Below are 22,182 nucleotides of genomic sequence, written 5' to 3' on the forward strand. Positions count from 1 at the left end.
GCCGGTCCGAACCACCCATCCGCTGCTCTGGAGCACCCGCATGTCCCCCTCCCCCTCCCCTTCCTCTTCCTCTTCCTCTTCCTCCGCCGGTTCCGCGCGCAAGCCGCTGCTGATCTCCGCCGGGGTCGCCCTCGCTGCCGTCACCCTCGGGCTGGTGTCCTGGCAGGCGACCGCGCCCGAGGACGCCCCCGCCCGGACCTCCTCGTCCGCCGCGGCCGCCCCCAGGGGTTCCGACCCGTACGCCGAGCTGGCGAAGCTCGCCCGGCGGGAGTCGGGCGACAAGCTCGCCGCCGGGCGGGCCGACGCGCCCGTCGTGCTGATCGAGTACTCCGACTTCAAGTGCGGCTACTGCGGCAAGTTCGCCCGCGACACCGAACCCGAGCTGGTGAGGAAGTACGTCGAGGACGGCACCCTGCGCATCGAGTGGCGCAACTTCCCGATCTTCGGAGCCGACTCCGAGGCCGCCGCCAAGGCCGCCTGGGCCGCCGGGCAGCAGGACCGGTTCGCGCAGTTCCACGCGGCCGCGTACGCCGACGGCGCCAAGGAGAAGGGCTTCGGCCAGGCGCGGCTGCTGGAGCTGGCCCGCGAGGCCGGGGTCCCGGACCTCGAGCGGTTCCAGCGGGACATGGCCGGCGAGGCCGCCGCGGCCGCCCTGCAGAAGGACCAGGAGGAGGGCTACCGCATCGGCGTCACCTCCACGCCGTCCTTCCTGGTCAACGGGCAGCCGATCGCGGGCGCCCAGCCGCTCGACGCCTTCGCCGCGGCGATCGCCAAGGCCAAGGCGCAGGCCAAGGCCCAGGCCGAGCCGCAGGCCGCGCAGTGACCGGCGTCGGCGACATCGGGTACCTGGCCGCGCTGCTGGGCGGGCTGCTCGCGCTGCTCAGCCCGTGCAGCGCGCTGCTGCTGCCCGCGTTCTTCGCGTACTCGATCGACTCCGCCTCGCGGCTGCTGGCGCGGACCGGGATCTTCTACGCGGGCCTCGCGAGCACCCTCGTACCGCTGGGCGCGGCCGGCTCGTACGCCGGGCGCTTCTTCCACAGCAACCGCGACGGGCTGGTCCTGGCGGGCGGCTGGCTGATCATCGCGCTCGGGGTCGCGCAGATCCTGGGCCTGGGCTTCGCCTCGAAGCGGATCTCGGAGCTGTCCGGGCGGATCCGGCCGACCACCGCCCTGTCGGTGTACGCGCTGGGCGCGGTCTACGGGCTGGCCGGGTTCTGCGCCGGCCCGATCCTGGGCAGCGTCCTGACGGTGGCGGCGGTCAGCGGCAGCCCGGTCTACGGAGGCCTGCTGCTGGCGGTGTACGCGCTGGGGATGGCCGTACCGCTGTTCGTGCTGGCGCTGCTGTGGGAGCGGTTCGACCTGGGCCGGCGGCGCTGGCTGCGCGGGCGGGCCGTCCGGGGGGGCCGCTTCGAGCTGCACACCACCTCGCTGCTGTCCGGGCTGTTCTTCATCGCCCTCGGCGCGCTGTTCCTCGCGTACGACGGGGCGAGCGCGCTGCCGGGGCTGCTCGACGTGGACGACTCGTACGCGGTGGAGCAGCGGGTGCGGTCGTTCGCGGACGCGGTTCCGGACTGGGCGCTGCTCGGCCTGGTGGCGGCGGGCGCGGCGGCGGTCGGTGTGACGCAGTGGCGCCGCCGCACCCCTGGCCCTGAGGGCGGGACGGAGTAACGCAGAAGGCCCCGTCCGATGGACGGGGCCTTCTTGTGGTGGCTGGGGCCGGGGTCGAACCGGCGACCTATCGCTTTTCAGGCGATCGCTCGTACCAACTGAGCTACCCAGCCACGAGACCGTTTCCGGCCTCAGCGATCCTGACGGGACTTGAACCCGCGACCTCCACCTTGACAGGGTGGCGAGCTAACCAACTGCTCCACAGGACCTTGCAGTGTGCGAGATCAAGTCTTGCACACGGTAATGCGTACCCCCAACGGGATTCGAACCCGTGCTACCGCCTTGAAAGGGCGGCGTCCTGGGCCACTAGACGATGAGGGCTAAAGGCCCGCCGGGCACTTCTTCAGCGCGTCGGGGACGTGAGAAGCATATGGGATCCGGGGAGCTATCGCCAAAACGGTTTCTCCCCGCATGCGGGAGGCGCCCCCGCCGGAGGGACAATGGCCCGGTGCTGGAGATGACGCGCGAGGAGTTCGAAGAGCTCGTCGCAGAGGCCTTGGACCGCATCCCGCCGGAACTGACGCGGCTGATGGACAACGTGGCGGTGTTCGTCGAGGACGAACCGCCGGCAGATGATCCCGAGCTGCTCGGGCTGTACGAGGGGACCCCGCTGACGGACCGCGGCGAGTGGTACGCCGGGGTGCTGCCGGACCGGATCACCATCTACCGCAACCCCACGTTGCGGATGTGCGAGGACCGGGAGAGCGTGATCGCGGAGACGGAGGTCACCGTGGTGCACGAGATCGCCCATCACTTCGGGATCGACGACGAGCGGCTGCACGCGCTGGGCTACGGGTGACCGGCCCGCAGCCGGGCCCGGGTGCCCCCGCCGAGGCGATCGATCCGGACGTCGACCTCCATGTGCCCGGGCAGCGCGCCGAACCGCTCGGCCCGGTGCTCGCCGCGATCGCGGCGGGCGGCGCGCTCGGGTCCTCGGCGCGGTACGGGGCGGCGCTGCTGTGGCCGGCCGGGCCGGGGGGCTTCCCGTGGGCGACGTTCTGGACCAACGTGATCGGCTGTGCGCTGATCGGGGTGCTGATGGTGCTGATCAGTGAGGGCGGCCGGTCGGCGCCGCATCCGCTGCTCCGGCCGTTCGCCGGGGTCGGGGTGCTCGGCGGGTTCACCACCTTCTCCACGTACGCGGTGGACTTCTCGCGGCTGCTGGAAGCGGGGGAGGCGGGGAGAGCGCTGGCGTACGCCGGGCTCACGGTGGTCGCGGCGCTAGGCGCGGTGTGGGCGGCGGCCGCCGCGACCCGCCTCGCAGTGCGCCTCGCGCTGCGGGGGCGGGCGTGAACTGGCTGCTGGTGGTGGCGGGCGCGGTCGTCGGGGCGCCGCTGCGCTACCTGACGGACCGTGCGGTACAGGCGCGGCACGACTCGGTGTTCCCGTGGGGGACGTTCGTGGTGAACGCGGGCGCCTGCCTGATGCTCGGGCTGCTGGCGGGGGCCGCGCTGGCCGGCGCGGCCCCGGCGCGGCTGAACCTGCTGCTGGGGACCGGGCTGTGCGGGGCGCTGAGCACGTACTCGACGTTCTCGTACGAGACGCTGCGGCTGTACGAGCGCGGTCGGCGGTTCCTGGCGGCGGCGAACGTGGCGGCCTCGGTGCTGGCGGGGCTGGGCGCGGTGACGCTGGGGTCGCAGGTGGCACGGCAGTTGTTCGCCTGAGCCCGTCGGTCCTCGCTGTGCCGGAGCCGCCGGTGTGCGCCCGGCAGGGCGGCGGATTGCGGACAGGCGGTGTCCCCAAGGGCGTGTCTCTTACGGGGCAAAGGGAGTTGGGCACATTGACCCGCTCACCGCGGACCCTGACCGCCCTCCCCTGGCCCCTGCCGGGGGGACCCCCAGGAGGTGCCCCGTGCGCCAGTTGTCCGCTTCCCTCCGACTGGCCGTCTCCGCGCTTGCGGTCGCGGCCACTGCGGGCTGTATGAGTGTCGGCGAGGACGGCGCGAAGCCCGGGCCCTCCTCCTCGGCGGACCGCAAGGCGGCCGCCGGGGCGGCCGGAGGTTCCGTTTCCGGCAAGGGGTCGGGCATCCACGGCAACGGCCGCGGCTCGAAGCCCGGCGCGGCGGGCGAGGAGGGCAAGCCGGCCGAGGACGGCAAGGCGTCCGGGGCCACCGGGGCCTCTCCCAGCCCGGGCGCGCCCGCTGGCCGGCCCGGAGCCCCCTCGCCGTCGGCGGGTCCGGGCGGCGGCGCCGGCGGCCAGGGTCCGCAGCAGCCCACCTCGGGCGGATCCGGAAACGGTGGCTCCGGTGGGACGCACGTCACGCCGCCTGTCCAGTCGCCGAGCCCGGAGCCGCCCGTGACTTCGCCCACTCCGCCGGCCCCGACGCCACCCGCCCCGGAGCCCAGCGCCTCGCCCTCCGCGTAGCCGCGGGCCGGCCCGGGGGGCGGTCGGGGGCCGGTGCCGGAGGCCTGGGTCGGCGGGATCGTCGCAGGTCAGAGGGGGTCGGGCCGGAGTGATTTGCCAGACCCGGGGGAGGGTGCGTATGGTTATAGATCGTTTGATCCCATTGCCCGGCGCCGAATCCGAAGAGCGCCGTGTGGCGCGTACTCTCCCTAGCCGTGGCTGACCGCATTGAGGCGGTCGATTTGCGATTCACGGAGTTTGGGCGCGTGCCGAGACTCCGGAAGGTTTCGCATTTCGCATGTCCATTTCCAGTTCTGACCGTGCCGTCATGCCCGAGAACGACTCGAACGAGATCGTCGACGCCGTCGAGGCCCTTGTGGTCACCGAGGCGATCGAGGCCGCTGAGGCGGACGAGATCATCGAGGCCCTCGAGGCCGACGTGACGACCGACCAGTCCATCGACGCCGAGGCGGACGACGCCGACGCCGAGCCCACCATCACCTTCGGCGACCTCGGTCTGCCCGAGGGCGTCGTGCGCAAGCTCGCGCAGAACGGTGTCACCTCCCCCTTCCCGATCCAGGCCGCGACCATCCCGGACGCCCTGGCCGGCAAGGACATCCTCGGCCGCGGCCGCACCGGCTCCGGCAAGACCCTCTCCTTCGGTCTGCCCACCCTGGCCCGCCTGGCCGGTGGCCACACCGAGAAGAAGAAGCCCCGCGCGATCATCCTCACGCCGACGCGTGAGCTCGCGATGCAGGTCGCGGACGCCCTCCAGCCGTACGGCGACGTGCTCGGCCTGAAGATGAAGGTCGTCTGCGGCGGTACGTCGATGGGCAACCAGATCTACGCCCTCGAGCGCGGTGTCGACGTCCTCGTCGCCACCCCGGGCCGTCTGCGCGACATCATCAACCGTGGCGCCTGCTCCCTCGAGAACGTCGAGGTGGCCGTCCTCGACGAGGCCGACCAGATGGCCGACCTGGGCTTCCTGCCCGAGGTCACCGAGCTGCTCGACCAGATCCCCGGCGGCGGCCAGCGCATGCTCTTCTCCGCCACCATGGAGAACGAGATCGGCACCCTGGTCAAGCGCTACCTGTCCAACCCCGTCACGCACGAGGTCGACAGCGCGCAGGGCAACGTCACGACCATGACGCACCACGTCCTCGTCGTGAAGCCGAAGGACAAGGCGCCGGTCACGGCCGCCATCGCCGCCCGCAAGGGCCGCACCATCATCTTCGTCCGCACCCAGCTGGGCGCCGACCGCATCGCCGAGCAGCTCGTCGAGGCCGGCGTGAAGGCCGACGCGCTGCACGGCGGCATGACGCAGGGCGCCCGTACCCGCGTCCTCGCGGACTTCAAGGACGGCTACGTCAACGCGCTCGTCGCGACCGACGTCGCCGCCCGAGGCATCCACGTCGACGGCATCGACCTGGTCCTGAACGTGGACCCGGCCGGCGACCACAAGGACTACCTGCACCGCTCGGGCCGTACCGCCCGTGCCGGCAAGTCGGGTGTCGTGGTCTCCCTGGCCCTCCCGCACCAGCGCCGCCAGATCTTCCGCCTGATGGAGGACGCGGGCGTCGACGCCTCGCGCCACATCGTCCAGGGCGCCGGCGCGTTCGACCCGGAGGTCGCCGAGATCACCGGTGCGCGTTCGCTGACCGAGGTCCAGGCCGACTCCGCGAACAACGCCGCCAAGCAGGCCGAGCGCGAGGTCGCCGACCTCACCAAGCAGCTGGAGCGCCTGACGCGCCGTGCCGCCGAGCTGCGCGAGGAGGCCGACCGCCTGGTCGCCCGCTCCGCGCGTGAGCGCGGCGAGGACCCGGAGGCCGCTGTCGCCGAGGTGGCCGAGGCCGCCGAGGCCGAGGTCGCGGCCGCAGTGGCGGCCACGCCGGCCGCCGAGGAGCGCCCGGCCTTCCAGGCCCGCGACGACCGGGGCAACTACGAGCGCCGCGACAACCGTCGCGACGACCGTGGTGGCGACCGCGGCGGTGACCGTGGCGGCTTCCGCCGCGACGACCGTCCGTCCGGTGGCTTCCGCTCGGGTGGCGACCGTCGTGACGACAACCGTGGTGGTGGCTTCCGCCGTGACGACCGTCCGTCGGGCGGCTTCAACCGTGACGACCGCGGTGGCGACCGTGGCGGCTTCCGCCGCGACGACCGTCCGTCCGGTGGCTTCCGCTCGGGTGGCGACCGTCGTGACGACAACCGTGGTGGTGGCTTCCGCCGTGACGACCGTCCGTCGGGTGGTTTCAACCGTGACGACCGCGGTGGCGACCGTGGCGGCTTCCGCCGCGACGACCGTCCGTCCGGTGGCTTCCGCTCCGGCGGCAGCGACCGCCCGTCCGGCGGCTTCCGTCGCGACGACCGTCCGTCGGGTGGTTTCAACCGTGACGACCGCGGTGGCGACCGTGGCGGCTTCCGCCGCGACGACCGTCCCTCCGGTGGCTTCCGCTCCGGCGGCAGCGACCGCCCGTACGGCCGCCGTGACGACCACCGCCCCTCCGGCTCCGGCTCGACCGGCTCCTTCGGCGGCCGCCGCGACGACAAGCCCCGCTGGAAGCGCAACGGCTGACACCGGCCCCCGGCCCTGAGCTGACGGCCTGACAGGGCCCCCACGACGCCGTCGTGGGGGCCCTGTTCTGCGTTTTGCGATCCGCGACGGGGCCGGTCAGCCGATACTCGATCGGCTGACCGTTGGTCTCCGGCTATGCTCTGGGGTGAGCACGTGAGGGCCATTAGCTCAATTGGCAGAGCAGCGGACTTTTAATCCGTTGGTTGTCGGTTCGAGTCCGACATGGCCTACGGCTTGTGAAGTGCCCCCGCCCGGGTTCGGGCGGGGGCACTTCGGGTTTGCGGGGGCACTTCGGTCTTACGACCAGCCCGGCTCGAGGGGGGCGGCCTGGGGGAGGGCCGGGGCGGGGGCGCTCGCCGCGGTTGCGGGGGTGAGTTCGCGGGCCTGGCCGGCGGTGCTCGTGCCGATCACGGCGATCAGGGCGGCGGCGGTGACGGTGATGAGGGTGGCGAGCTTGCGACGCATGGTGGGGAAGCCTCTTATCGAGCCGGTGGGACCAGGGGCGGTTGGCCGGATCTCTCGTTCCGGCGTGCCGCCATCGTGCCGAGCCGGACAGGGCCGTGTCGCGCGTTTGCGCTGGCACAAAGCGCTCTGACATATCCGTGCCAGCCGGCCGGTTTTCCGGTCCGGGAGACTTCCGGACACCGGGCCGCCGTGTCCGCGTGATGGACGGTGTTTGTGCGGTCGCTGGCTGGTGAGGACAATCCAGGGTGCAAGATCGGCCCTCGGAGGGCCGCGTACCGCCAGCGCTGTCGGTCCAAGCTGTGATGCCGCTCCGAACCGCGAGCTGGGGGGCTCCTTTTGTTGGTTTCTCTTGGGCTGACAGAGCGTTCGGATGCGCTCTACCGCCTCATCCTCAGACGGCCGGATCTCGCCGTCGCCGATGTCGCCGCGGAACTCTCGCGGTCCGAGGACGACGTACGCGCGGACCTGGAGGAGCTGACCCGCCTCTCCCTCCTCGCGCCGTCCTGGCGGACCGACGGGCGGCTGCGGGCGGTGAACCCGAAGGCCGCGCTCGATTCGCTGCTCGCGCACCAGCAGGCGGAGATCGCCCAGCGCCACCGCGCACTCGCCGAGAGCCAGGCCGCGGCCAGCGCGCTGCTGTCGCAGTACGCCGAACTGCACCCGGCCCAGCCCGCGCACGAGGCCGAGCGGTTCCTCGGCGTCGAAGCGGTGCGGGCCAAGCTGAGCGAGATGTCGGCCCGGACCCGCCGCGAGTCGATCAGCTTCCATCCCGGCGGGCCGGTGCCCGCCGAGCAGTTCAAGGCCAGCGAGCCGCTGACCGAGGACCTCATCGCCCGCGGCGTGAAGATCCGGACCATCTATCAGGACGCCATCCGCAACGACGCCGGCAGCCTCGAGCACGCGCGCTGGCTGACCGAGCGGGGCGGCGAGGTGCGGACCGCACCCTCGCTGCCGATGCGGATGGTCATCACCGACCGCGAGTTCGCGCTGATGCCGATCGATCCGGCGGACAGCGCGCTGGGCGCGGTGCTGCTGCGGGAGCCGGGCGCGGTCGCCGCCTTCTGCGCGCTGTTCGACTCGGTGTGGGAGACGGCCACCCCGTTCGGCGAGCCGCCCCGGCGCAGCCTCGACGACCCCGGCTCGCAGCCGCGCGAGCTGCTGCGCCTGCTGGCCCAGGGCTACACCGACGAGGCCGCCGCGCGCCGGCTGGGCATCTCCCTGCGCAGCGAGCGGCGGCTCATCTCGGAACTGATGGAGAAGCTGGACGCGCAGAGCCGTTTCCAGCTCGGGCAGCGGGCCGTGGAGGAGGGCCTGCTGTAGTCAGCCCTCCGCCTTCCGCCCTCCGCCCTCCGCTTTCCGCCTTCCGCCTTCCGCCTTCCGCCTTCAGCAGCCGCAGGCCGCGCCCGCCGAGACGGGGGCCGTCAGCGGGTCCGGCGGCGACTGGCGGATGCCGGCGGAGTCCTCGACCGGGAAGCCCTCCCGGGACCAGTACTCGAAGCCGCCCAGCATCTCCTTGACCCGGTACCCGGCGCTCGCGAAGGCGTACGCCGCCCGGGTCGCGCCGTTGCAGCCGGGGCCCCAGCAGTACGTGACCACCACGCTGCCCGGCGGCACCAGCCCGGCGGCGCGGGCCGGGATCTCGTCGGTGGGCAGGTGCACGGCGCCGGGGATGTGGCCCTGCGCCCAGGCCTCGGCGCTGCGGCTGTCGACGAGGACGAAGCCGCCGGCGGCGGATTCGACGTCCGCGTGCACGTCGGCGACGTCGGCCTCGAAGGTGAAGCGGCGGTGGAAGTGGGCCGCGGCGGTCGCCGGGTCAGCCGGCGGGACGCGCAGCACCTTCGAGGACGCGGGAGCGGTCTGAGTGGTCATGATCGGTGGGCTCCTGAGGACGAGGACGGGGGCGGCGTACGGCCGCCACGGCGATGAGGGCGTAGAGGGCCGCGGTGGCTGCACCGGGGCCGATGAGCAGGTGGGGCAGGTCCCAGTGGGCGGCCCCGCCGAGGACGAGGACCCCGAGGGCGATCAGGGCCGCGGCCGCCACGCCGCCGCGCCGGGTCCGGCCGGTGAGCTCGGTCCAACGGGTGGCGGTGGCCTGGAGGTTGGTACGGCAGTACGTCCAGCAGAGCGCGGCGGAGCCGAACCCGAGTGCCGCCCCGACGGCCGCCGCGTCCGGGGGCGGCGCCGCAGCGGCCCGCGGCGGACCCAGGAGTACGGCGTACAGCGCGGACGCCAGTGCGATGCCGAGCAGGGTTCCGCCCAGGGCCCGCCGCCGCGCCGCGGCGGGGACCGCCCCTTCGAGGCCGACCCAGCCGAACAGCAGGGGCACGGCCACCAGGAGCGCGGCCCAGCCCGCCCGGTCCCCGCCCCCCGGCCCTGCTCCCGGCAGCGGCCCGCCGAGCGCCCGCCAGGCGACGGCCAGTGCGAGCACCGCGGCCAGCCGCAGCCGCCGCCCCGCCGGGGACAGCCCCCGCGGGGCGAACCACGCGTACGCGGCCGCGCTGCACAACACCCCGGCGGCGACCGCGTACGCCCGCCACCCGGAGTCGCCGAGCGCGAACTCGGCGGCGCCCAGCGCCACTCCCGCCTGGCCGGTGGCGAAGCCGCCGAAGTAGAGCGCGGTGGCCGCCCGGGCCGGTCGCGGACCGAGCCGGTCGCGTACGAAGGCCACGGGCCCGGAGTCCGCCGTACCGCCGGCGGCGGCGACCAGCAGGCACCAGCCGGCCAGCACCCCCGCCACCGCGGCCCCGGTCCAGGGGCCGGGCTGCGGCGCGAGGGCCGCCGGGAGCAGCAGGGCCCCGGCCCCGAGGACCGCACCCAGGACCTGCGCCGCGCCACCGGACCAGGAGTGCGGCGGTGTCACGACAACTCGTGGAAGAACAGCGGGGTGGCGGTCGGCAGCGTCGTGCCCTCCGCCAGGAGCCGTCCCTCCACGGCGGCCCAGACGGGCATCCGCGTGCCGAGGTCCACCGGCAGGCCCAGGTGCCCGGCGAGGAAGGCGGACCAGCCCGGCATCAGCGGCGCCGCGGTGACCGCGACCGCGGCCAGCAGCTCCACGTGCGCGGCGAGCCGGCCCGCGTACTCCTCGCGGGGCCCGGAGACCCGCAGCAGGGCGAGCTCCCGCAGGTCGGCGTCGGCCCGCTCGATCACGGTGGCCAGGGCATCGGCGGCGCGCTGCGGGGAGAAGGCCTCGGCGCCGAGGGCGGCGGCGATCTGCCCGGGCAGGGCCGCCCGTTCGGCGGCCAGCGGGCCGTCCGCGGGCCCGGGGGCCGGCACGACGGAGTCGAAGTCCTGGGCGAGCAGGTCCAGTACGGTGTCGGTCCACCGCTCCAGGCCGCCGGCGAGGACGGTGCTGAGGGTGTCGGCGAACTCCTTCATGGAGAAGTTGTTCTGCGCCCGCTCCGGGCCGGTCAGGCACAGGTGGAAGCGCAGGGCGTCCGCGTTGACCCGGCGCAGGAACTCGCCGCCCCAGATGGCGTGGCCGCGGCTGGTGGAGAACTTGTCGCCCTCCAGCCGGTAGAACTCGTTGATGACGACCTGTGCGGGCAGGGTCAGCTCACCCTGGGCGAGCAGCAGCGCCGGCCACAGCACGGCGTGCGAGAACGAGCAGTCGAAGCCGATGAAGTTGACGATCCGGGTCTCCGGGTCGGTCCACAGCCGCTCCCACTCGGAGCGGTCGCCGTTCGCCTCGGCGACCCGCGCGGTCCCCGCCGCGTAGCCCCAGATGCCGCTGAACCAGGTGTCGAGGATGTGGCCCTCCCATCCGGGCAGCGGGACCGGGATGCCGTAGTCCGCCTCGCGGCTGATCGCGGTGTCGGGCAGGGCCCGCTCGAACAGGCCGTCCAGGTACGAGATCAGCCGGGGCCGCCACTCGGCCTTGGCCTGCGCGTCGGCGTAGTACGCCCGGAGGCGCTCGCGCCAGCGCTCCAGCGGGAAGACGATGCGGCGCATGGTCTTCGTCTCGGGGGCGTTCCAGCAGGCGGTGCAGCGGGGGGCGGCGAGCCCGGCCGGGTCCTGCGGCAGGCCGCAGGCCTCGCAGTACACGCCGTCGGAGGGCTCGGCGCAGAACTGGCACTCGCCGCGCACCTCCGCCTCGTACAGGTAGCGCTCGCACGGCGCGCAGTGGAAGACCGGCAGCTCCTGCACCTCGAGGGCGCCGGACTCCCACAGTTCGAGGAAGAAGCGCTGGACGAACTCGGTGTGGGTGGAGTCGGTGAGCGGGCGGGTGAACCAGTCGTGGTGCATGGCGCCCAGCGAGAGGGTCTCCTCCATGCGGTCGCCGAAGAGCTTCGCGGTGGGGTACGCGGTGGAGCCGATCTCGGCGGCCCGGCGCGGTACGTAGCAGGAGTGCTCGTCGGAGTAGCCCACGTAGCGCACGTCGTGGCCGCGCTGGCGCAGGTGGCGGGTCAGGACGTCGGCGCCGAGGAAGGGACCGGAGAGGTGGCCGAGGTGGAGGTCGCCGTTCGGGTTCGGCGGGGCGCTGGTGACGACGTAGGAGGTCATGATGCGTGGGTTCCTTCGGGGACGATCAGGGCGGAGGAGTCGAGGGGGGCCGCGGTGTCGAGCGGCGGCAGGGCGGCGGAGGCGGCCGCGACGACCCGGCTGCGCGGCGGCAGGTCGTCGAGGACGACCGAGTGCGCGCCGATGCGGGAATCGGCGCCGATGGTGACCGGGCCGAGGACGCTGGCCCCGGTGCCGATGACGACGCGGTCGCCGACGACGGGGTGGCGGCGGGATCCGGAGGGGCGGCGCAGGTCCTTCCACCAGCCCACCGAGCCGAGCGTGACCTGGTGGTAGAGCATCACGTCGTCGCCGATCCGGACGGTCTCGCCGATGACGACGGCCGTGCCGTGGTCGACGAAGAAGCGGCGGCCGATCCGCGCCCCGGGGTGGATCTCGATTCCGGAGACGGCGCGGGCCAGCAGGGACAGGGCGCGGGCGGCCACGCGGTGGCCGCGGCCCCACAGCCAGTGCGCGACGCGGTAGGTCCACAGGGCGTGGATGTGCGGGTAGAGCAGCACCTCGGCGCGGGACGTGGCGGCCGGGTCCTTGGCGAGGACGGTCTGCACGTCCTCGCGCAGCACCTCCCTCAGCGGGCGCCGCACCTCCTCTTCCAGGCCGGTCTCACATGTGGTCATAGGGGGCCTCCGGACGGATCGGGCGGCCCGCGAGGAAGCGCTGCGGCCGGTACGGCTCCAGCAGCTCCTGCACGGCCTTGCCGGGGACGGCCCCGCCTTCGACGATCTCCTTGGCGGCGAGTTCGGCGACGGCGGGCGCCAGCTTGAAGCCGCCGCCGCTGAAGCCGAGGGCCAGGTACAGGCCGTCGGGGCCGGCCGCGCCCACGACCGGGCGCTTGTCGGGGGTGTAGCCGTCGAGGCCGGAGCGGGTGCCGGCGAGCGGGGCGGTGGCGGCGGCCGGGACCCGGTTCGCGATGGCGGCGATCGCGGCCTCCAGCTCTGCCTCGGTCAGCGGCTCCACGTCGCGGCCCAGTTCGGTGTCGGGCTTGCTGGGGACGCCGAAGTAGAAGCGGTCGAGGCCGTCGGGCCGGAAGTAGCTGCCGGTGGTGTCGTCGATGCAGGTCGGTACGGAGGAGGCCGACCCGCGCCGGCCGGCACCCGGCAGCTCGGCCTGGGCCAGCCCGATCCGGCGCGCGGTGACGGGGATGTGGATGCCGAGGTGCTCGGCGGGGGCGGAGCCCCAGGCGCCGCCGGCGAGGACGACGAGCGGGGCGTCGATGCGGCCGATGGAGGTGAGCACGCCGGTGACGGTGCCCGCGGTCTCCAGCACCTTCCTGGCCCGGATGCCCTCGGACGGGGAGACCCCGAGCCGGTAGGCGGCGGTGAGCAGCGCCGCGGAGGCGGCCATCGGGTCGGCGTAGCCGCCTTCGGGCTCGTACGCGGCGAGGGCGACGTCGTCGGTCCGCAGACCGGGGTAGATCTCCTTCAGCTCGGCGGCGTCGATGACCTCGACGCGGCGGTATCCGGCGGCGTCCGCGGAGGCGGCGGCGTTGTAGCGCAGGTCGTCGGCGTGGTTCTCGCCGACGATCATGACGAATCCGGTGCGGCGGTAGCCGCAGTCGCCGCCGATGACGTCCGACCACTGCTCGAAGACGGGCAGGCTGCGGGCGGCGAGCCGGGTGTCGGCGACGGCGGTGTGGTGCAGCCGCAGCAGTCCGCCGGAGCGGGAGGTGGCGCCCTGGGCGTTGACCCGGCCCTGGTCGCACAGGACGATCCGGCCGATGCCGGCGAGGGCGAGCTGGTGCGCGATGGCCGCGCCGATCACCCCGCCGCCGACGACGATCGCGTCGGCGTGCGCGTGGACGATGGGACTCATGCGTCCACGCTCCGGTCCTCGGCAGCGGCGCCGGGTTCGGCAGCGCCGGGTTCGGCAGCGCCCGGGTCCGTGATGCCGAACTCGGCGGCCCACTTGGCGCGGTCCCGGGCCACGGCGTCCGAGCCGCCCCACCAGATGGTGACGAAGCGCAGCCGGACGTCGCCGTCGTTGGTCAGGTCGTGGTCCTGGAACGGGGTGATGTACACGGTCTCGCCGGCGCGGACTCGGCGGCTCTCCGCGCCGATCCGCATCACTCCGCTGCCCTCGACGATGAAGAACATCTCGTTCTCGTCGTGGTCGTGCGGGGTGGACGTGGCGCCCGGCGCCACGTCGACCCAGGCGCCGCCCCAGTTGGGCTCCTCGACGGCCTCGGGCCAGGGGAAGATCCGCCGGCCGCTGACGTTGTACGGCTCCTCGAAGACCATGTCGTCCTCATGGGCGGTGAAGATGTGCATCGCGTACGGGTCCAATCAGGCGGCGACGGGCTGGCGCAGGCGGGCGCGCAGGTCGCGGTGGATGGTGTCGGCCTTGGCGGCCATCTGGCTGAAGGAGGTGGCGCTGCCGATGCCGTGCCGCCACTCGGTGAGCCCGTCGAGGTAGATCCCGACCTCGCAGTCGTCGGTGGTCAGGGCGCGGTAGGCGCGGGTCACCTCGGGCCGGCCCTGCGCGTCGAGGCGCAGGTGGGGGACGAACGCGGCGAGCTGGCGGGGCAGCGCGGCCTCGCGGTAGCCGGTGCAGACGATCACCGCGTCGGCCTCGATCAGGCCGCTCTCGCCGGTGAACACCTCCGCGGTGCGCAGCTGCACCCGTCCGTCCGGGGCCTCGTCGACGGCGGTCACCTCGGTGCGCTTGTGCATGTGCAGGCGCTGCCGGCCGGTGAACCGGTCCTGGTAGACCGCCTGGTAGAGGGCGGTGGAGACGTCGGGGTCCACGGCCGCGTAGTTGGTGGCCCGGGCCTGGTCCAGGGCGCGTTCGCGCTGCTCCCCTTCGAGCCCGTAGAAGTAGTCGGTCTCGTCGGGGAAGTACACCTCGTTGCTGAAGTGGCCGAGCTCGTACATCCGGAAACCCGCGTGGCGCACCACCGAGTGGATCTGGGCGTCCGGGTGCTGTGCTGCCAGGTGCAGGACGATCTCGCCCGCGGTCTGCCCGGCTCCGATGACGGCGATGCTGCGCAGCGGCCGGTCGCCGAGGGCGGCCAGGGCCGGCAGCAGCTTCGAGGCGTGGAAGACGCGCTCGCCCAGGTGCGGGCGGAACAGCTCCGGTACGTAGGCCTCGTGGCCGGTGGCCAGTGCGATGTTGCGGCCCTCGACGGTGTGCAGGGAGCCGTCGCGGGTGTCGCGGGACAGCACCCGGGCGGTGCGGACGCGACCGTCGGCGCCGGTGACGGGCTCGACGCTCAGCACTTCGCGGTGGTAATCGACGGGGCCGCGGACCTGGCCGGCGGCCCACTGTACGTAGTCCGACCACTCGAGGCGGCTGACGTAGCCGCCCATCAGCGTGAATGGGTAGAAGCGGCCGCTCTGCTGGAGGTAGTGCGGGAAGGTGAAGCGGGAGCGGGCGTCGCGGGGGGTGGCGAAGTCGCGCAGGAAGTGGTGCTGGATGTCGGTGCCGGGCAGCACCAGGTTGGGCTGCCACGCGGAGTCGGCGGCCTTCTCCAGGTAGCGCGCGGCCAGCGGTGCGGCGCCGGTGGCCGCCCCGGTGGCGTCGTCGTGGTCCTCGACGGCGGCGGCGAGGGCGATCCCCGAGGGGCCGAAGCCCGCCACCACCAGGTCCTGGACGGCGGTGTCGTGCGTCGTCATCGGGCACCGCCCGTCGGCAGGCCGAGCGCGGCCAGGGCGGCGGTCAGGGACTCGCGGATGATCCGGCCGGCCTGGTCGATCTCCCGGGCCGAGCAGTTCAGCGGCGGCAGCATGCGCACGACGCAGTCGTCGCGGCCGCCGAGCTCGATGATCAGGCCGCGGCTGACGGCCTCCCACTGCACCCGCTTGGCGAGCCCGTCGGCGGGCAGCCCGGTCTGCGGGTCGGTCAGCTCGACGCCGGTCATCAGGCCGAGGCCGCGTACGTCGGCCACGTAGGGGGTGAGCTCGCGGAGCCCCTGGAGGTGGACCATCAGCTGGTCGGCGCGGGCCCGGACGTTCTCCAGGACGCGCTCGCGCTTGACGACCTTCATGGTGGCGACACCGGCGGCGAACGCGGGCTGGTTGCCGCGGAAGGTGCCGGAATGGGCGCCGGGCTTCCAGACGTCCAGCTTCTCGTCGTAGAGGATCACGGAGGCCGGCAGGCCCATGCCGGACAGGGCCTTGGAGGCGCAGACGACGTCGGGCTCGATGCCGTACTGCTCGAAGGCGAACCAGGTGCCGGTTCGGCCGCAGCCGCTCTGCACCTCGTCGACGATGAGCGGGATGCCCAGGCGCCGGGTGACCTCGCGGATCCGCTGGACGAACTCGACCTCGGCCGGGATGACCCCGCCCTCGCCCTGCACCAGCTCCATGATCACGGCGGCGGGCAGGGTGACCCCGCCGTTGACGTCGGTCAGCGCCTTCTCCAGGAACGCGGCGCAGTTGACCTGGCAGTTGTCCCGCTTGAGGCCGAGCGGGCAGTTGTGGCAGTTGGAGTACGGGAAGAAGTGCACGCCCGGCATCCGCCCCCGGACCGGCTCCTTCTGCTCGACGAGGCCGGTGACGCTCAGCGCGGCCAGGGTCGCTCCGTGGAAGCCGCCCTGGAAGGTGATGATCTCCTCGCGGCCGGTGGCGGTCTTGCACAATTTGAGGGCGGCGTCGACGGCGTTGGCGCCGGTCGGCCCGCAGAAGTGGATCCGGGTGCGCTCGCGCATCGGCTCCGGCAGCATCCCGATGGTCAGGTCGGTGAACTCGTCCTTGACCGGGGTGGGGAAGTCAAGGCCGTGCACGAACTCGTCGAGCTGGCGGTGCGCGGCGGCGAGCGGCTCGGGGTGGTTGTGGCCCAGGGACAGCACTCCGGCGCCGCTGAGGAAGTCGAGGAAGACGTTCCCGTCGAGGTCCTCGACGTAGGAGCCCTTGCCGCGGCGGATCGCCATCGGCAGTTTGCGCGGGTAGGAGCGGGAGTTGGACTCCCGGCCGGCCTGGCGGTCCAGGAGCTCGGCGCTGCGCGGCCCGGGCAGCGGGCCGGTGATCACGGGGGCGCTGTAGACGCGCGGGGCCGAGACCGGGGTGTCGATCGTGGCGGTCATGGGAAACGTGGACCCTTTCCGGTCAGGCGGCGGCGAGTACGGCGCTGCGGTCGGTGGCGGTGGAGGCTGCGGTCAGGCGGGCGGTCAGGGCGTCGGTGAGGGTCGCGGCGCGCAGTGACAGGAGGCTGAAGGAGCCCGCGTCGCCGATGCCGTGGCTGGACTCGCACAGGCCGTTCAGGAAGAGCGGCGGGGTCCCGTCGGCGACCGGTTCGAGCGCGTAGTCGGCGGACACCTGCAGGCGCCCGTCCGGCTCGGTGGCGAAGAGCTTCGCGAGCGGGGCCATCAGCGGCGGGCACAGCTCCTCGTGCGGGCCGGGGCCCATGTTGCGGAAGCCGGTGGCGAGGACCGCGAAGTCCACGGTCTCGCTGATCCGCTCGCCGGTGGTGCGCTCCAGGAAGTCCAGGGCGATCCGGTCCCCGCTCTCCGGGGCCACGCCCACGGCCTCGTGGTTGCCGCGGACGAACACCTTCTGGTCGCCGTCGAGCTCCTGCTCGTAGATGGTCATGTAGAGCTCGCGCAGCACGTCGCCGTCGGCGGAGGAGTAGTTCGTGCCGTGCATGTAGGCGTCGAGGGCCTTCTTGCCCTCCCGGGAGGCCCGGAAGTAGTAGTCGGTGAACTCGGGGAAGTAGCCCTCCTCGCTGAACGGGCTGGTGTCCTTCAGCCGCAGCGAGTGCGAGCGCGTGTACGTGGTGACCTTGGTGCGCGGGAAGCGGCGGTGCAGGTCGAGGGCGAGCTCGACGGCGCTCTGGCTGCCGCCGATGACGGCCACCGACTCCGGGGCGCGTCCCTCGCCGGTCAGCTCCGCCAGCTTCGGCAGGTACTGGGTCAGGTGGAAGATCCGCGGGGTGCGCAGCGAGTCGTAGGGGGCCGGGACGTACGGGGTGCGGCCGGGGCCCATCACCAGCGTGCGGCCCAGGTAGCGGCCGCCCGACATGGTGGTGACCTCGTAGAGGCGCTCGCCGGACGCCTCGACGATCTCGACGCGTGCGGCCCGCTGGTTGCAGTCGACCAGGTGCGAGAAGAAGCCCGCGGCCCAGCGGATGTAGCCCGCGTACTCCTTGCGGAGCGGGAACTCCGAGGGGAGGTTGAGGTGGCGCAGCAGCCGGCCCTGCTCGTGCAAGTAGTTCAGGAAGGTGTAGCGGCTGCGCGGGTTGCGCAGGGTCACCAGGTCACGGCTCGGATGGTTCTGGATGTCGGAGCCGTCCAGCAGCATCCCCGGCTGCCATTCGGGGCTCGGGCGGGCCTCCAGGAAGCGGGCCGTCAGGGGCGACTCGCGCTCCTCCAGGGCGATGGCAAGGGCCAGGTTGGCCGGGCCGAAGCCGATGCCGAGGATGTCGTAGACGGGAGTCGTGCTCGCACTCATCGGGTGGTCTTCCTTGCCTTGACAGTGGTGAGGGTGGGGTTTCCGTCGAAGTCGATGCGCAGGCCGGTGATCCGTCCGGCGGCGTGGACCCGCTGGTCGGTCCGGTACCAGAGCGGGATCAGCGCCAGGTCCGCCATCGCGGTGCGGTCCGCGCGGCGCCAGGCGTCGGCGCGCTCGGCCGGGTCCGTCGAGGCCCGGGCGCGCGCCACGAGGGCGTCGAACGCCGGGTTCACATAGCGGCCTTCGTTGTCGCCGTGGGCCGTGCCCTCGGCGTCGGGCGCCGTGCACGAGGAGTGCAGCAGCGGGAAGAGCATGTTGTCGGGGGTCGGGTAGTCGCAGGCCCAGCCGGCCCGGCAGAAACCGGCCGCCGCGATCGAGGTGCGGTGGTCGACCAGCCCGCGGGCGTCGGTGCGCAGCAGCTCGACCCGCCAGCTCAGGACCTCCTCCAGGCCGCGGGCCAGCGCCTTGACCCAGTCGTCGTGCCCGGCGCCGGTGTTGTACGCGAACTCGACGCGGCTGCCGGGCCCCAGGCCCGCCCGCAGGGCCGCCGCACGGGCCCGCTCGGGGTCGTACACCGACCAGCCGCTGTCCGGGTCGTCCTGCAGCTCCGCGAGCGGGGTGTGGGCCTTGCCGAACCAGGGGGACAGCAGCGAGTGGGCCGCGCTGCGCCGCCCCTGGAAGTACGTGTCGATCAGCCCCTGGCGGTCGATGGCCGCGGACAGGGCCCGGCGGGCGTCCAGCGAGTCCATCGGCGCCTGGTGGCAGAACGGGATCAGGTAGAAGAGGCCGGCGCCCTCCTGCTCGAGGAAGCCCTCCAGCGCGGCGGCCTCGGCGGTCCGCGCCGGGGGGATCCGGGCGTAGTCGTAGACGCCGGCCAGGAAGCGCTCGTACTCGTCGTCCAGGCCGGTGACCGCGTCGAGGATGTCGATCTGCACCTCGCGCACCTCGGGCGCGGGCCCCGCCCACAGGTCGTTGCGCTCCAGCCGGATCGCCACCCCGTGCTCCCAGGGTCCGGCCATCTTGAACGGGCCGTTGCCGACCGGGAGGTCGTTGTACGCGGGGTTCAGCGCCGGCCCGGCGCACTCCGGGACCGGGCTGAAGATCGGCTGGAGGGTCTTCAGGTCGAACTGCACGTCGGGCTCGGACAGCTCGACCACCAGCGTGGTGTCGTCGACCGCGGTGAAGGAGCGCACGCCCGCCAGGTGGTACGCGGTCTCCGTATTGGCCTCGGGGTCCAGCGCCCGTGCCCAGCCACGCACGAAGCTGTGCGCGGTGACCGGCTCGCCGTTGCTGAACACCGTGCCGGGGCGCAGCGTGAAGGTCCAGGTCGTGGCAGTCGGATCGCTCTCCCAGGACCTGGCGGTGGCCGGGATCAGGACGCCGTCCTCGTCGAGGGCGAGGAGCCCGGTGAACAGGGCCTTGCAGACGAGGATGCCCTCCCCTTCCTGGGCCTTGTACGGGTCGATGGCGGTGGGCTCCGTGATTCCCATCCGGAACACGGGGTCGTTGGCGTGCACGTGGGGCTCTTTCCGCGGTCGGTGGAATGGGGAGTGAAGGGGCGCCGGGCGATGTTTCACGTGAAACAGCCCACTGGGCAGGGCCGTTGGGCGATGTTTCACGTGAAACAGCGCGCTGGGCGGGGCGCGAAGGGTCAGGCCGGTACGACGACCACGTCGAGCCGCTCGTCGAGGTCCGCGGCGATCCGCTCCACGCGGTCGATGTCGGCGGCGGACCGGTAGGGCGCGGCCACCGCGAGCGAGCCGGCGATCTCGTACCAGCCCTCGGGTGCGCGCCGCAGCCGGTCGCCCGGCTTCGAGGCGGGGATGTACGAGCGGAAGTACGGGGAGTGCGTCGCGTCGCCGGGGTTGTTGCGGACGAGGGTCCCGGTCCGGTACGCGAACTTGATGCAGGTGGCGGCGCGCGGGGCCGCGGCCCGGAGCACCTCGCCGTCCAGGAGCGAGGCGAGGGCGCCCGCGTCCTCACCGGCGAGCACGGCCTTGGCGTAGAGGCGGACCGCATCGATGCCGTGGACCTCCCGCAGGTTGCGGTAGTTCTGGCCGCCGCTCATCCGCGTGGCGAACTCCACGACCCGGTAGCGGCCCTCGGAGTCCTGCCGGAACTCGGCGTTGAACAGGCAGTGCCGTACGCCCAGGCCCGCCGCGATGCCCTCGGCGACCGCGACCAGCTCCGGCTCCTCCTCCGGGGTGCGAAACGGCAGGGTGTAGAAGTCCTCCTCGAAGTACGGGCCGGGCATCTGCATCTTGTTGGTGACGCCCACCAGGTGGAAGGTCCCGTCCAGGACCACCCCGTCGAGCGTGACCTCCTTGCCCGGGAGGAACTCCTCCAGCAGCGCGATCTCGGGGCCGTCGCTGGGGAAGTAGCCGCCCCACTCCTCGGCGAGACGGGCCACGTCGGTCAGCGCGCGCTCCAGCTCGGCGCGGTCGCGGACCAGGCTGACGCCGATGCTGGCGGCCAGCGCGCTGGGCTTGACGATGAACGGGTACGTGAAGGCCTCCGCGGCGGCGAGACCCGCCTCGACGCTGTCGACGCCCGCGAACTGCGGGCCCGGCAGCCCGTGCCGCTCCAGGAAGGACCGCTGGAGCTGCTTGTCGCGGGAGATCAGGTCCGCCTCGGGGCGCGGCCAGGTGTGTCCGAGCAGCTGGTTGACCTGGGAGGTGACGGCGATGTCGCTGTCGTAGAAGGTGATCGCCGAGGCGATGCCGAGCCGGCGGGCAGCGGCGGCGCAGAATTCGGCGAGCTCCGTGCCCTCCAGCTCCTCCGGGATCGGCACGACGTTCGCGAACCGGCCGTCGTCCGCGGCCTGCGCGACCCGGGTCGCGAGGTGGATCTCCAGACCCATCCGCTCCAGGGTCTCGATGTGCTCGCGGTGCCACGCGTACGTGTTCCGCATGATCAGCAGGATCTTCATGACGCGGTCTTTCCGTGGGAGTCGTGCGGGGTGGGGGTGGTGACGACGGTGACCTTCTCGGTGAGCCGCTCCGCGGTGGCGACGGCGGCCTCGGTGTCCGCCCCGGTGACCAGCACCTGGCCGACCCGGTCCCAGTTGCCGCGCAGCTCCCCGACGGTGTCGCCGGGCCGCACGCCGGTCTCCACGTCGATGACGTCGGGCAGGGCCCTGGCCTCGTCGGCGCCCTGGATCTCCACGACCGTGCCCGGCTCGGCGGACAGGAAGCGGGTCGCCGCCGCGTGGCGGGGGACGGGGCGCTCGGTGAGGGCCGGAATCAGCCCGAACTGCCAGGCCACGATCCACTCTTCGAGGTCGATGCCGTAGGCGGAGTCCAGCAGGTCGAAGATCCGGTCGCCGCCCATGCGGTTGTGGCTCTCGATGATCTGCGGGCCCGCCGGTGACAGCCGCAGCTCGGTGTGGGCGGCTCCGTCGGTGAGGCCCATCGCGTCCAGGAAGCGGGCGACGGCCTCCTCGATGCGCCGTTCGTCCACCGGGTCGAGGCGGGCCGGCAGGGCGTGGCCGAGCTCGATGAACCCGCCGCCGGTGAGCTTCTCGGTCACCGCGAGGACGATGTGCCGGCCGGCGAACGAGAAGCTCTCGACGCTGTATTCGGGGCCGGGGATGTACTGCTCGGCGATGAAGCGGCCGATGGTGAAGAACGAACCCCACTGGAGGTCGGTGCGGGCCCGCAGGGCCTCCACTCCGGCCCAGGCCTCGGCGGCCTGCTCCGGCCCGTCGATCCGTACGACGCCCAGGCTGGCGGTGGCGTCGACGGGCTTGAGTACGAACGGGTAACCGTGCTCGGCGCCGAAGGCGGTCAGCGCCCCGGCGCCGTCGACCTCGGCGGCGGCCACCGACAGGGCCCGCACCTCGGGGGAGGGGGACGCGGCCAGGTGGCGGCGCATCGCGTGCTTGTCGCGCAGCAGTTCGGCGACCTCCTCGGAGGTGTTGCCGAGCCCCAGGTGGTCGCTGATGCGGCCGGCCGGAACGAGGCCCGGCTCGGTGATCGAGGCGACCCGGGTGAAGCCGTACGCCTGCTGCGCGGCCTCGACCAGCGGACGGGTGACGTCCCAGTCGGTGTAGTCCGCGATGAGGACGGCCTCGGCGAGCGCGGCGGCCTCGGGCACGAACTGGTCCTTGTGCTGGATCAGCACGAAGCGGATTCCGAGAGCCGCCGCCTTGCGCAGCGTCTGTATCCGTCCGCCGACGACGAGAAGCTTGTGTTCGGTCATGGCCAGAACTCTGCAGCAGAATTCCGGGCCGGG

Annotated in this window: 21 protein-coding genes and 4 tRNA genes; 9 read left to right on the forward strand and 16 right to left on the reverse strand. The window is 73.1% G+C overall.

What is annotated here, in order from left to right; translation table 11 throughout:
• Positions 1–40: 40 nt before the first annotated feature.
• Both AB5J51_RS21600 and AB5J51_RS21605 read left to right on the forward strand, forming a co-directional pair.
• Positions 41–823 carry a thioredoxin domain-containing protein gene (locus tag AB5J51_RS21600; RefSeq protein ID WP_136225075.1) on the forward strand — a complete coding sequence of 261 codons (783 nt, stop codon included), beginning with the start codon at positions 41–43 and terminating at the stop codon, positions 821–823.
• On the forward strand, positions 820–1,668 hold the full coding sequence (locus tag AB5J51_RS21605; RefSeq protein ID WP_369778402.1) for a cytochrome c biogenesis CcdA family protein: 849 nt from the start codon (positions 820–822) through the stop codon (positions 1,666–1,668). Before AB5J51_RS21600 ends, AB5J51_RS21605 begins: the two co-directional genes overlap by 4 nt.
• Before the next feature lie 36 nt (positions 1,669–1,704).
• Here AB5J51_RS21605 and AB5J51_RS21610 read toward each other — a convergent pair.
• From AB5J51_RS21610 to AB5J51_RS21620, 3 genes are all read right to left on the reverse strand, one after another.
• A tRNA-Phe gene (locus tag AB5J51_RS21610) sits at positions 1,705–1,781 on the reverse strand.
• 22 nt (positions 1,782–1,803) lie between these two features.
• Positions 1,804–1,877 (reverse strand) — tRNA-Asp (locus tag AB5J51_RS21615).
• Between the two features lie 39 nt (positions 1,878–1,916).
• A tRNA-Glu gene (locus tag AB5J51_RS21620) sits at positions 1,917–1,989 on the reverse strand.
• Positions 1,990–2,116: 127 nt separating this feature from the next.
• Here AB5J51_RS21620 and AB5J51_RS21625 point away from each other — a divergent pair.
• From AB5J51_RS21625 to AB5J51_RS21650, 6 genes are all read left to right on the forward strand, one after another.
• Positions 2,117–2,467 (forward strand): metallopeptidase family protein, encoded by a 351-nt coding sequence (locus AB5J51_RS21625; protein WP_030160118.1) that lies wholly within the window; start codon positions 2,117–2,119, stop codon positions 2,465–2,467.
• The gene (locus tag AB5J51_RS21630) at positions 2,464–2,961 is read left to right on the forward strand and encodes a CrcB family protein (protein WP_053788282.1); all 498 of its coding nucleotides are present in this window, start codon (positions 2,464–2,466) and stop codon (positions 2,959–2,961) included. The genes AB5J51_RS21625 and AB5J51_RS21630 overlap by 4 nt, the downstream gene beginning before the upstream one ends.
• Entirely contained in the window at positions 2,958–3,332 is a 375-nt protein-coding gene (crcB, locus tag AB5J51_RS21635) for a fluoride efflux transporter CrcB (RefSeq protein WP_053788281.1), read from the forward strand. The genes AB5J51_RS21630 and crcB overlap by 4 nt, the downstream gene beginning before the upstream one ends.
• Positions 3,333–3,519: 187 nt before the next feature.
• The gene (locus tag AB5J51_RS21640; RefSeq protein WP_136225077.1) at positions 3,520–4,032 is read left to right on the forward strand and encodes a hypothetical protein; all 513 of its coding nucleotides are present in this window, start codon (positions 3,520–3,522) and stop codon (positions 4,030–4,032) included.
• Positions 4,033–4,339: 307 nt separating this feature from the next.
• Complete coding sequence (locus AB5J51_RS21645; RefSeq protein ID WP_369778403.1) at positions 4,340–6,583, forward strand: DEAD/DEAH box helicase; 2,244 nt, start codon at positions 4,340–4,342, stop codon at positions 6,581–6,583.
• 157 nt (positions 6,584–6,740) lie between these two features.
• A tRNA-Lys gene (locus tag AB5J51_RS21650) sits at positions 6,741–6,813 on the forward strand.
• Between the two features lie 67 nt (positions 6,814–6,880).
• Here AB5J51_RS21650 and AB5J51_RS21655 read toward each other — a convergent pair.
• Positions 6,881–7,048 carry a hypothetical protein gene (locus AB5J51_RS21655; protein WP_159047251.1) on the reverse strand — a complete coding sequence of 56 codons (168 nt, stop codon included), beginning with the start codon at positions 7,046–7,048 and terminating at the stop codon, positions 6,881–6,883.
• Positions 7,049–7,384: 336 nt separating this feature from the next.
• On the opposite strand from AB5J51_RS21655, the gene AB5J51_RS21660 reads away from it, so the two are divergent.
• On the forward strand, positions 7,385–8,368 hold the full coding sequence (locus tag AB5J51_RS21660) for a DUF6879 family protein (RefSeq protein WP_136227192.1): 984 nt from the start codon (positions 7,385–7,387) through the stop codon (positions 8,366–8,368).
• 63 nt (positions 8,369–8,431) lie between these two features.
• On the opposite strand, the gene AB5J51_RS21665 is transcribed toward AB5J51_RS21660, so the two are convergent.
• From AB5J51_RS21665 to AB5J51_RS21720, 12 genes are all read right to left on the reverse strand, one after another.
• Positions 8,432–8,917 (reverse strand): rhodanese-like domain-containing protein, encoded by a 486-nt coding sequence (locus AB5J51_RS21665; RefSeq protein WP_053788278.1) that lies wholly within the window; start codon positions 8,915–8,917, stop codon positions 8,432–8,434.
• Positions 8,862–9,908: a hypothetical protein gene (locus AB5J51_RS21670; protein WP_369778404.1), complete on the reverse strand. Its 1,047-nt coding sequence runs from the start codon at positions 9,906–9,908 to the stop codon at positions 8,862–8,864. The genes AB5J51_RS21665 and AB5J51_RS21670 overlap by 56 nt, the downstream gene beginning before the upstream one ends.
• Complete coding sequence (locus AB5J51_RS21675) at positions 9,905–11,548, reverse strand: methionine--tRNA ligase (RefSeq protein WP_136227193.1); 1,644 nt, start codon at positions 11,546–11,548, stop codon at positions 9,905–9,907. Before AB5J51_RS21675 ends, AB5J51_RS21670 begins: the two co-directional genes overlap by 4 nt.
• A complete protein-coding gene (gene epsC, locus AB5J51_RS21680) occupies positions 11,545–12,183 on the reverse strand; it encodes a serine O-acetyltransferase EpsC (RefSeq protein ID WP_133897582.1) in 639 nt (212 codons plus the stop codon). The genes AB5J51_RS21675 and epsC overlap by 4 nt, the downstream gene beginning before the upstream one ends.
• Positions 12,170–13,378 carry an FAD-binding oxidoreductase gene (locus AB5J51_RS21685; protein WP_053788274.1) on the reverse strand — a complete coding sequence of 403 codons (1,209 nt, stop codon included), beginning with the start codon at positions 13,376–13,378 and terminating at the stop codon, positions 12,170–12,172. The genes epsC and AB5J51_RS21685 overlap by 14 nt, the downstream gene beginning before the upstream one ends.
• On the reverse strand, positions 13,375–13,833 hold the full coding sequence (locus tag AB5J51_RS21690) for a cupin domain-containing protein (RefSeq protein ID WP_133897584.1): 459 nt from the start codon (positions 13,831–13,833) through the stop codon (positions 13,375–13,377). The genes AB5J51_RS21685 and AB5J51_RS21690 overlap by 4 nt, the downstream gene beginning before the upstream one ends.
• Before the next feature lie 15 nt (positions 13,834–13,848).
• Positions 13,849–15,177 carry a SidA/IucD/PvdA family monooxygenase gene (locus AB5J51_RS21695; RefSeq protein ID WP_053788272.1) on the reverse strand — a complete coding sequence of 443 codons (1,329 nt, stop codon included), beginning with the start codon at positions 15,175–15,177 and terminating at the stop codon, positions 13,849–13,851.
• Positions 15,174–16,586 carry a diaminobutyrate--2-oxoglutarate transaminase family protein gene (locus AB5J51_RS21700; RefSeq protein ID WP_369778406.1) on the reverse strand — a complete coding sequence of 471 codons (1,413 nt, stop codon included), beginning with the start codon at positions 16,584–16,586 and terminating at the stop codon, positions 15,174–15,176. Before AB5J51_RS21700 ends, AB5J51_RS21695 begins: the two co-directional genes overlap by 4 nt.
• Before the next feature lie 22 nt (positions 16,587–16,608).
• Positions 16,609–17,949 carry a lysine N(6)-hydroxylase/L-ornithine N(5)-oxygenase family protein gene (locus AB5J51_RS21705; protein ID WP_133897586.1) on the reverse strand — a complete coding sequence of 447 codons (1,341 nt, stop codon included), beginning with the start codon at positions 17,947–17,949 and terminating at the stop codon, positions 16,609–16,611.
• Positions 17,946–19,466 carry an ABC transporter substrate-binding protein gene (locus AB5J51_RS21710; protein WP_369778408.1) on the reverse strand — a complete coding sequence of 507 codons (1,521 nt, stop codon included), beginning with the start codon at positions 19,464–19,466 and terminating at the stop codon, positions 17,946–17,948. Before AB5J51_RS21710 ends, AB5J51_RS21705 begins: the two co-directional genes overlap by 4 nt.
• A gap of 134 nt (positions 19,467–19,600) precedes the next feature.
• Entirely contained in the window at positions 19,601–20,878 is a 1,278-nt protein-coding gene (locus AB5J51_RS21715) for an acetyl-CoA carboxylase biotin carboxylase subunit family protein (protein ID WP_369778409.1), read from the reverse strand.
• Positions 20,875–22,149, reverse strand: a complete 1,275-nt coding sequence (locus AB5J51_RS21720) for an ATP-grasp domain-containing protein (RefSeq protein WP_053788267.1) — start codon at positions 22,147–22,149, stop codon at positions 20,875–20,877. Before AB5J51_RS21720 ends, AB5J51_RS21715 begins: the two co-directional genes overlap by 4 nt.
• Between the last annotated feature and the right edge of the window lie 33 nt (positions 22,150–22,182).

It is taken from the genome of Streptomyces sp. R33 (genome assembly GCF_041200175.1).
GTDB lineage: Bacteria > Actinomycetota > Actinomycetes > Streptomycetales > Streptomycetaceae > Streptomyces > Streptomyces katrae_B.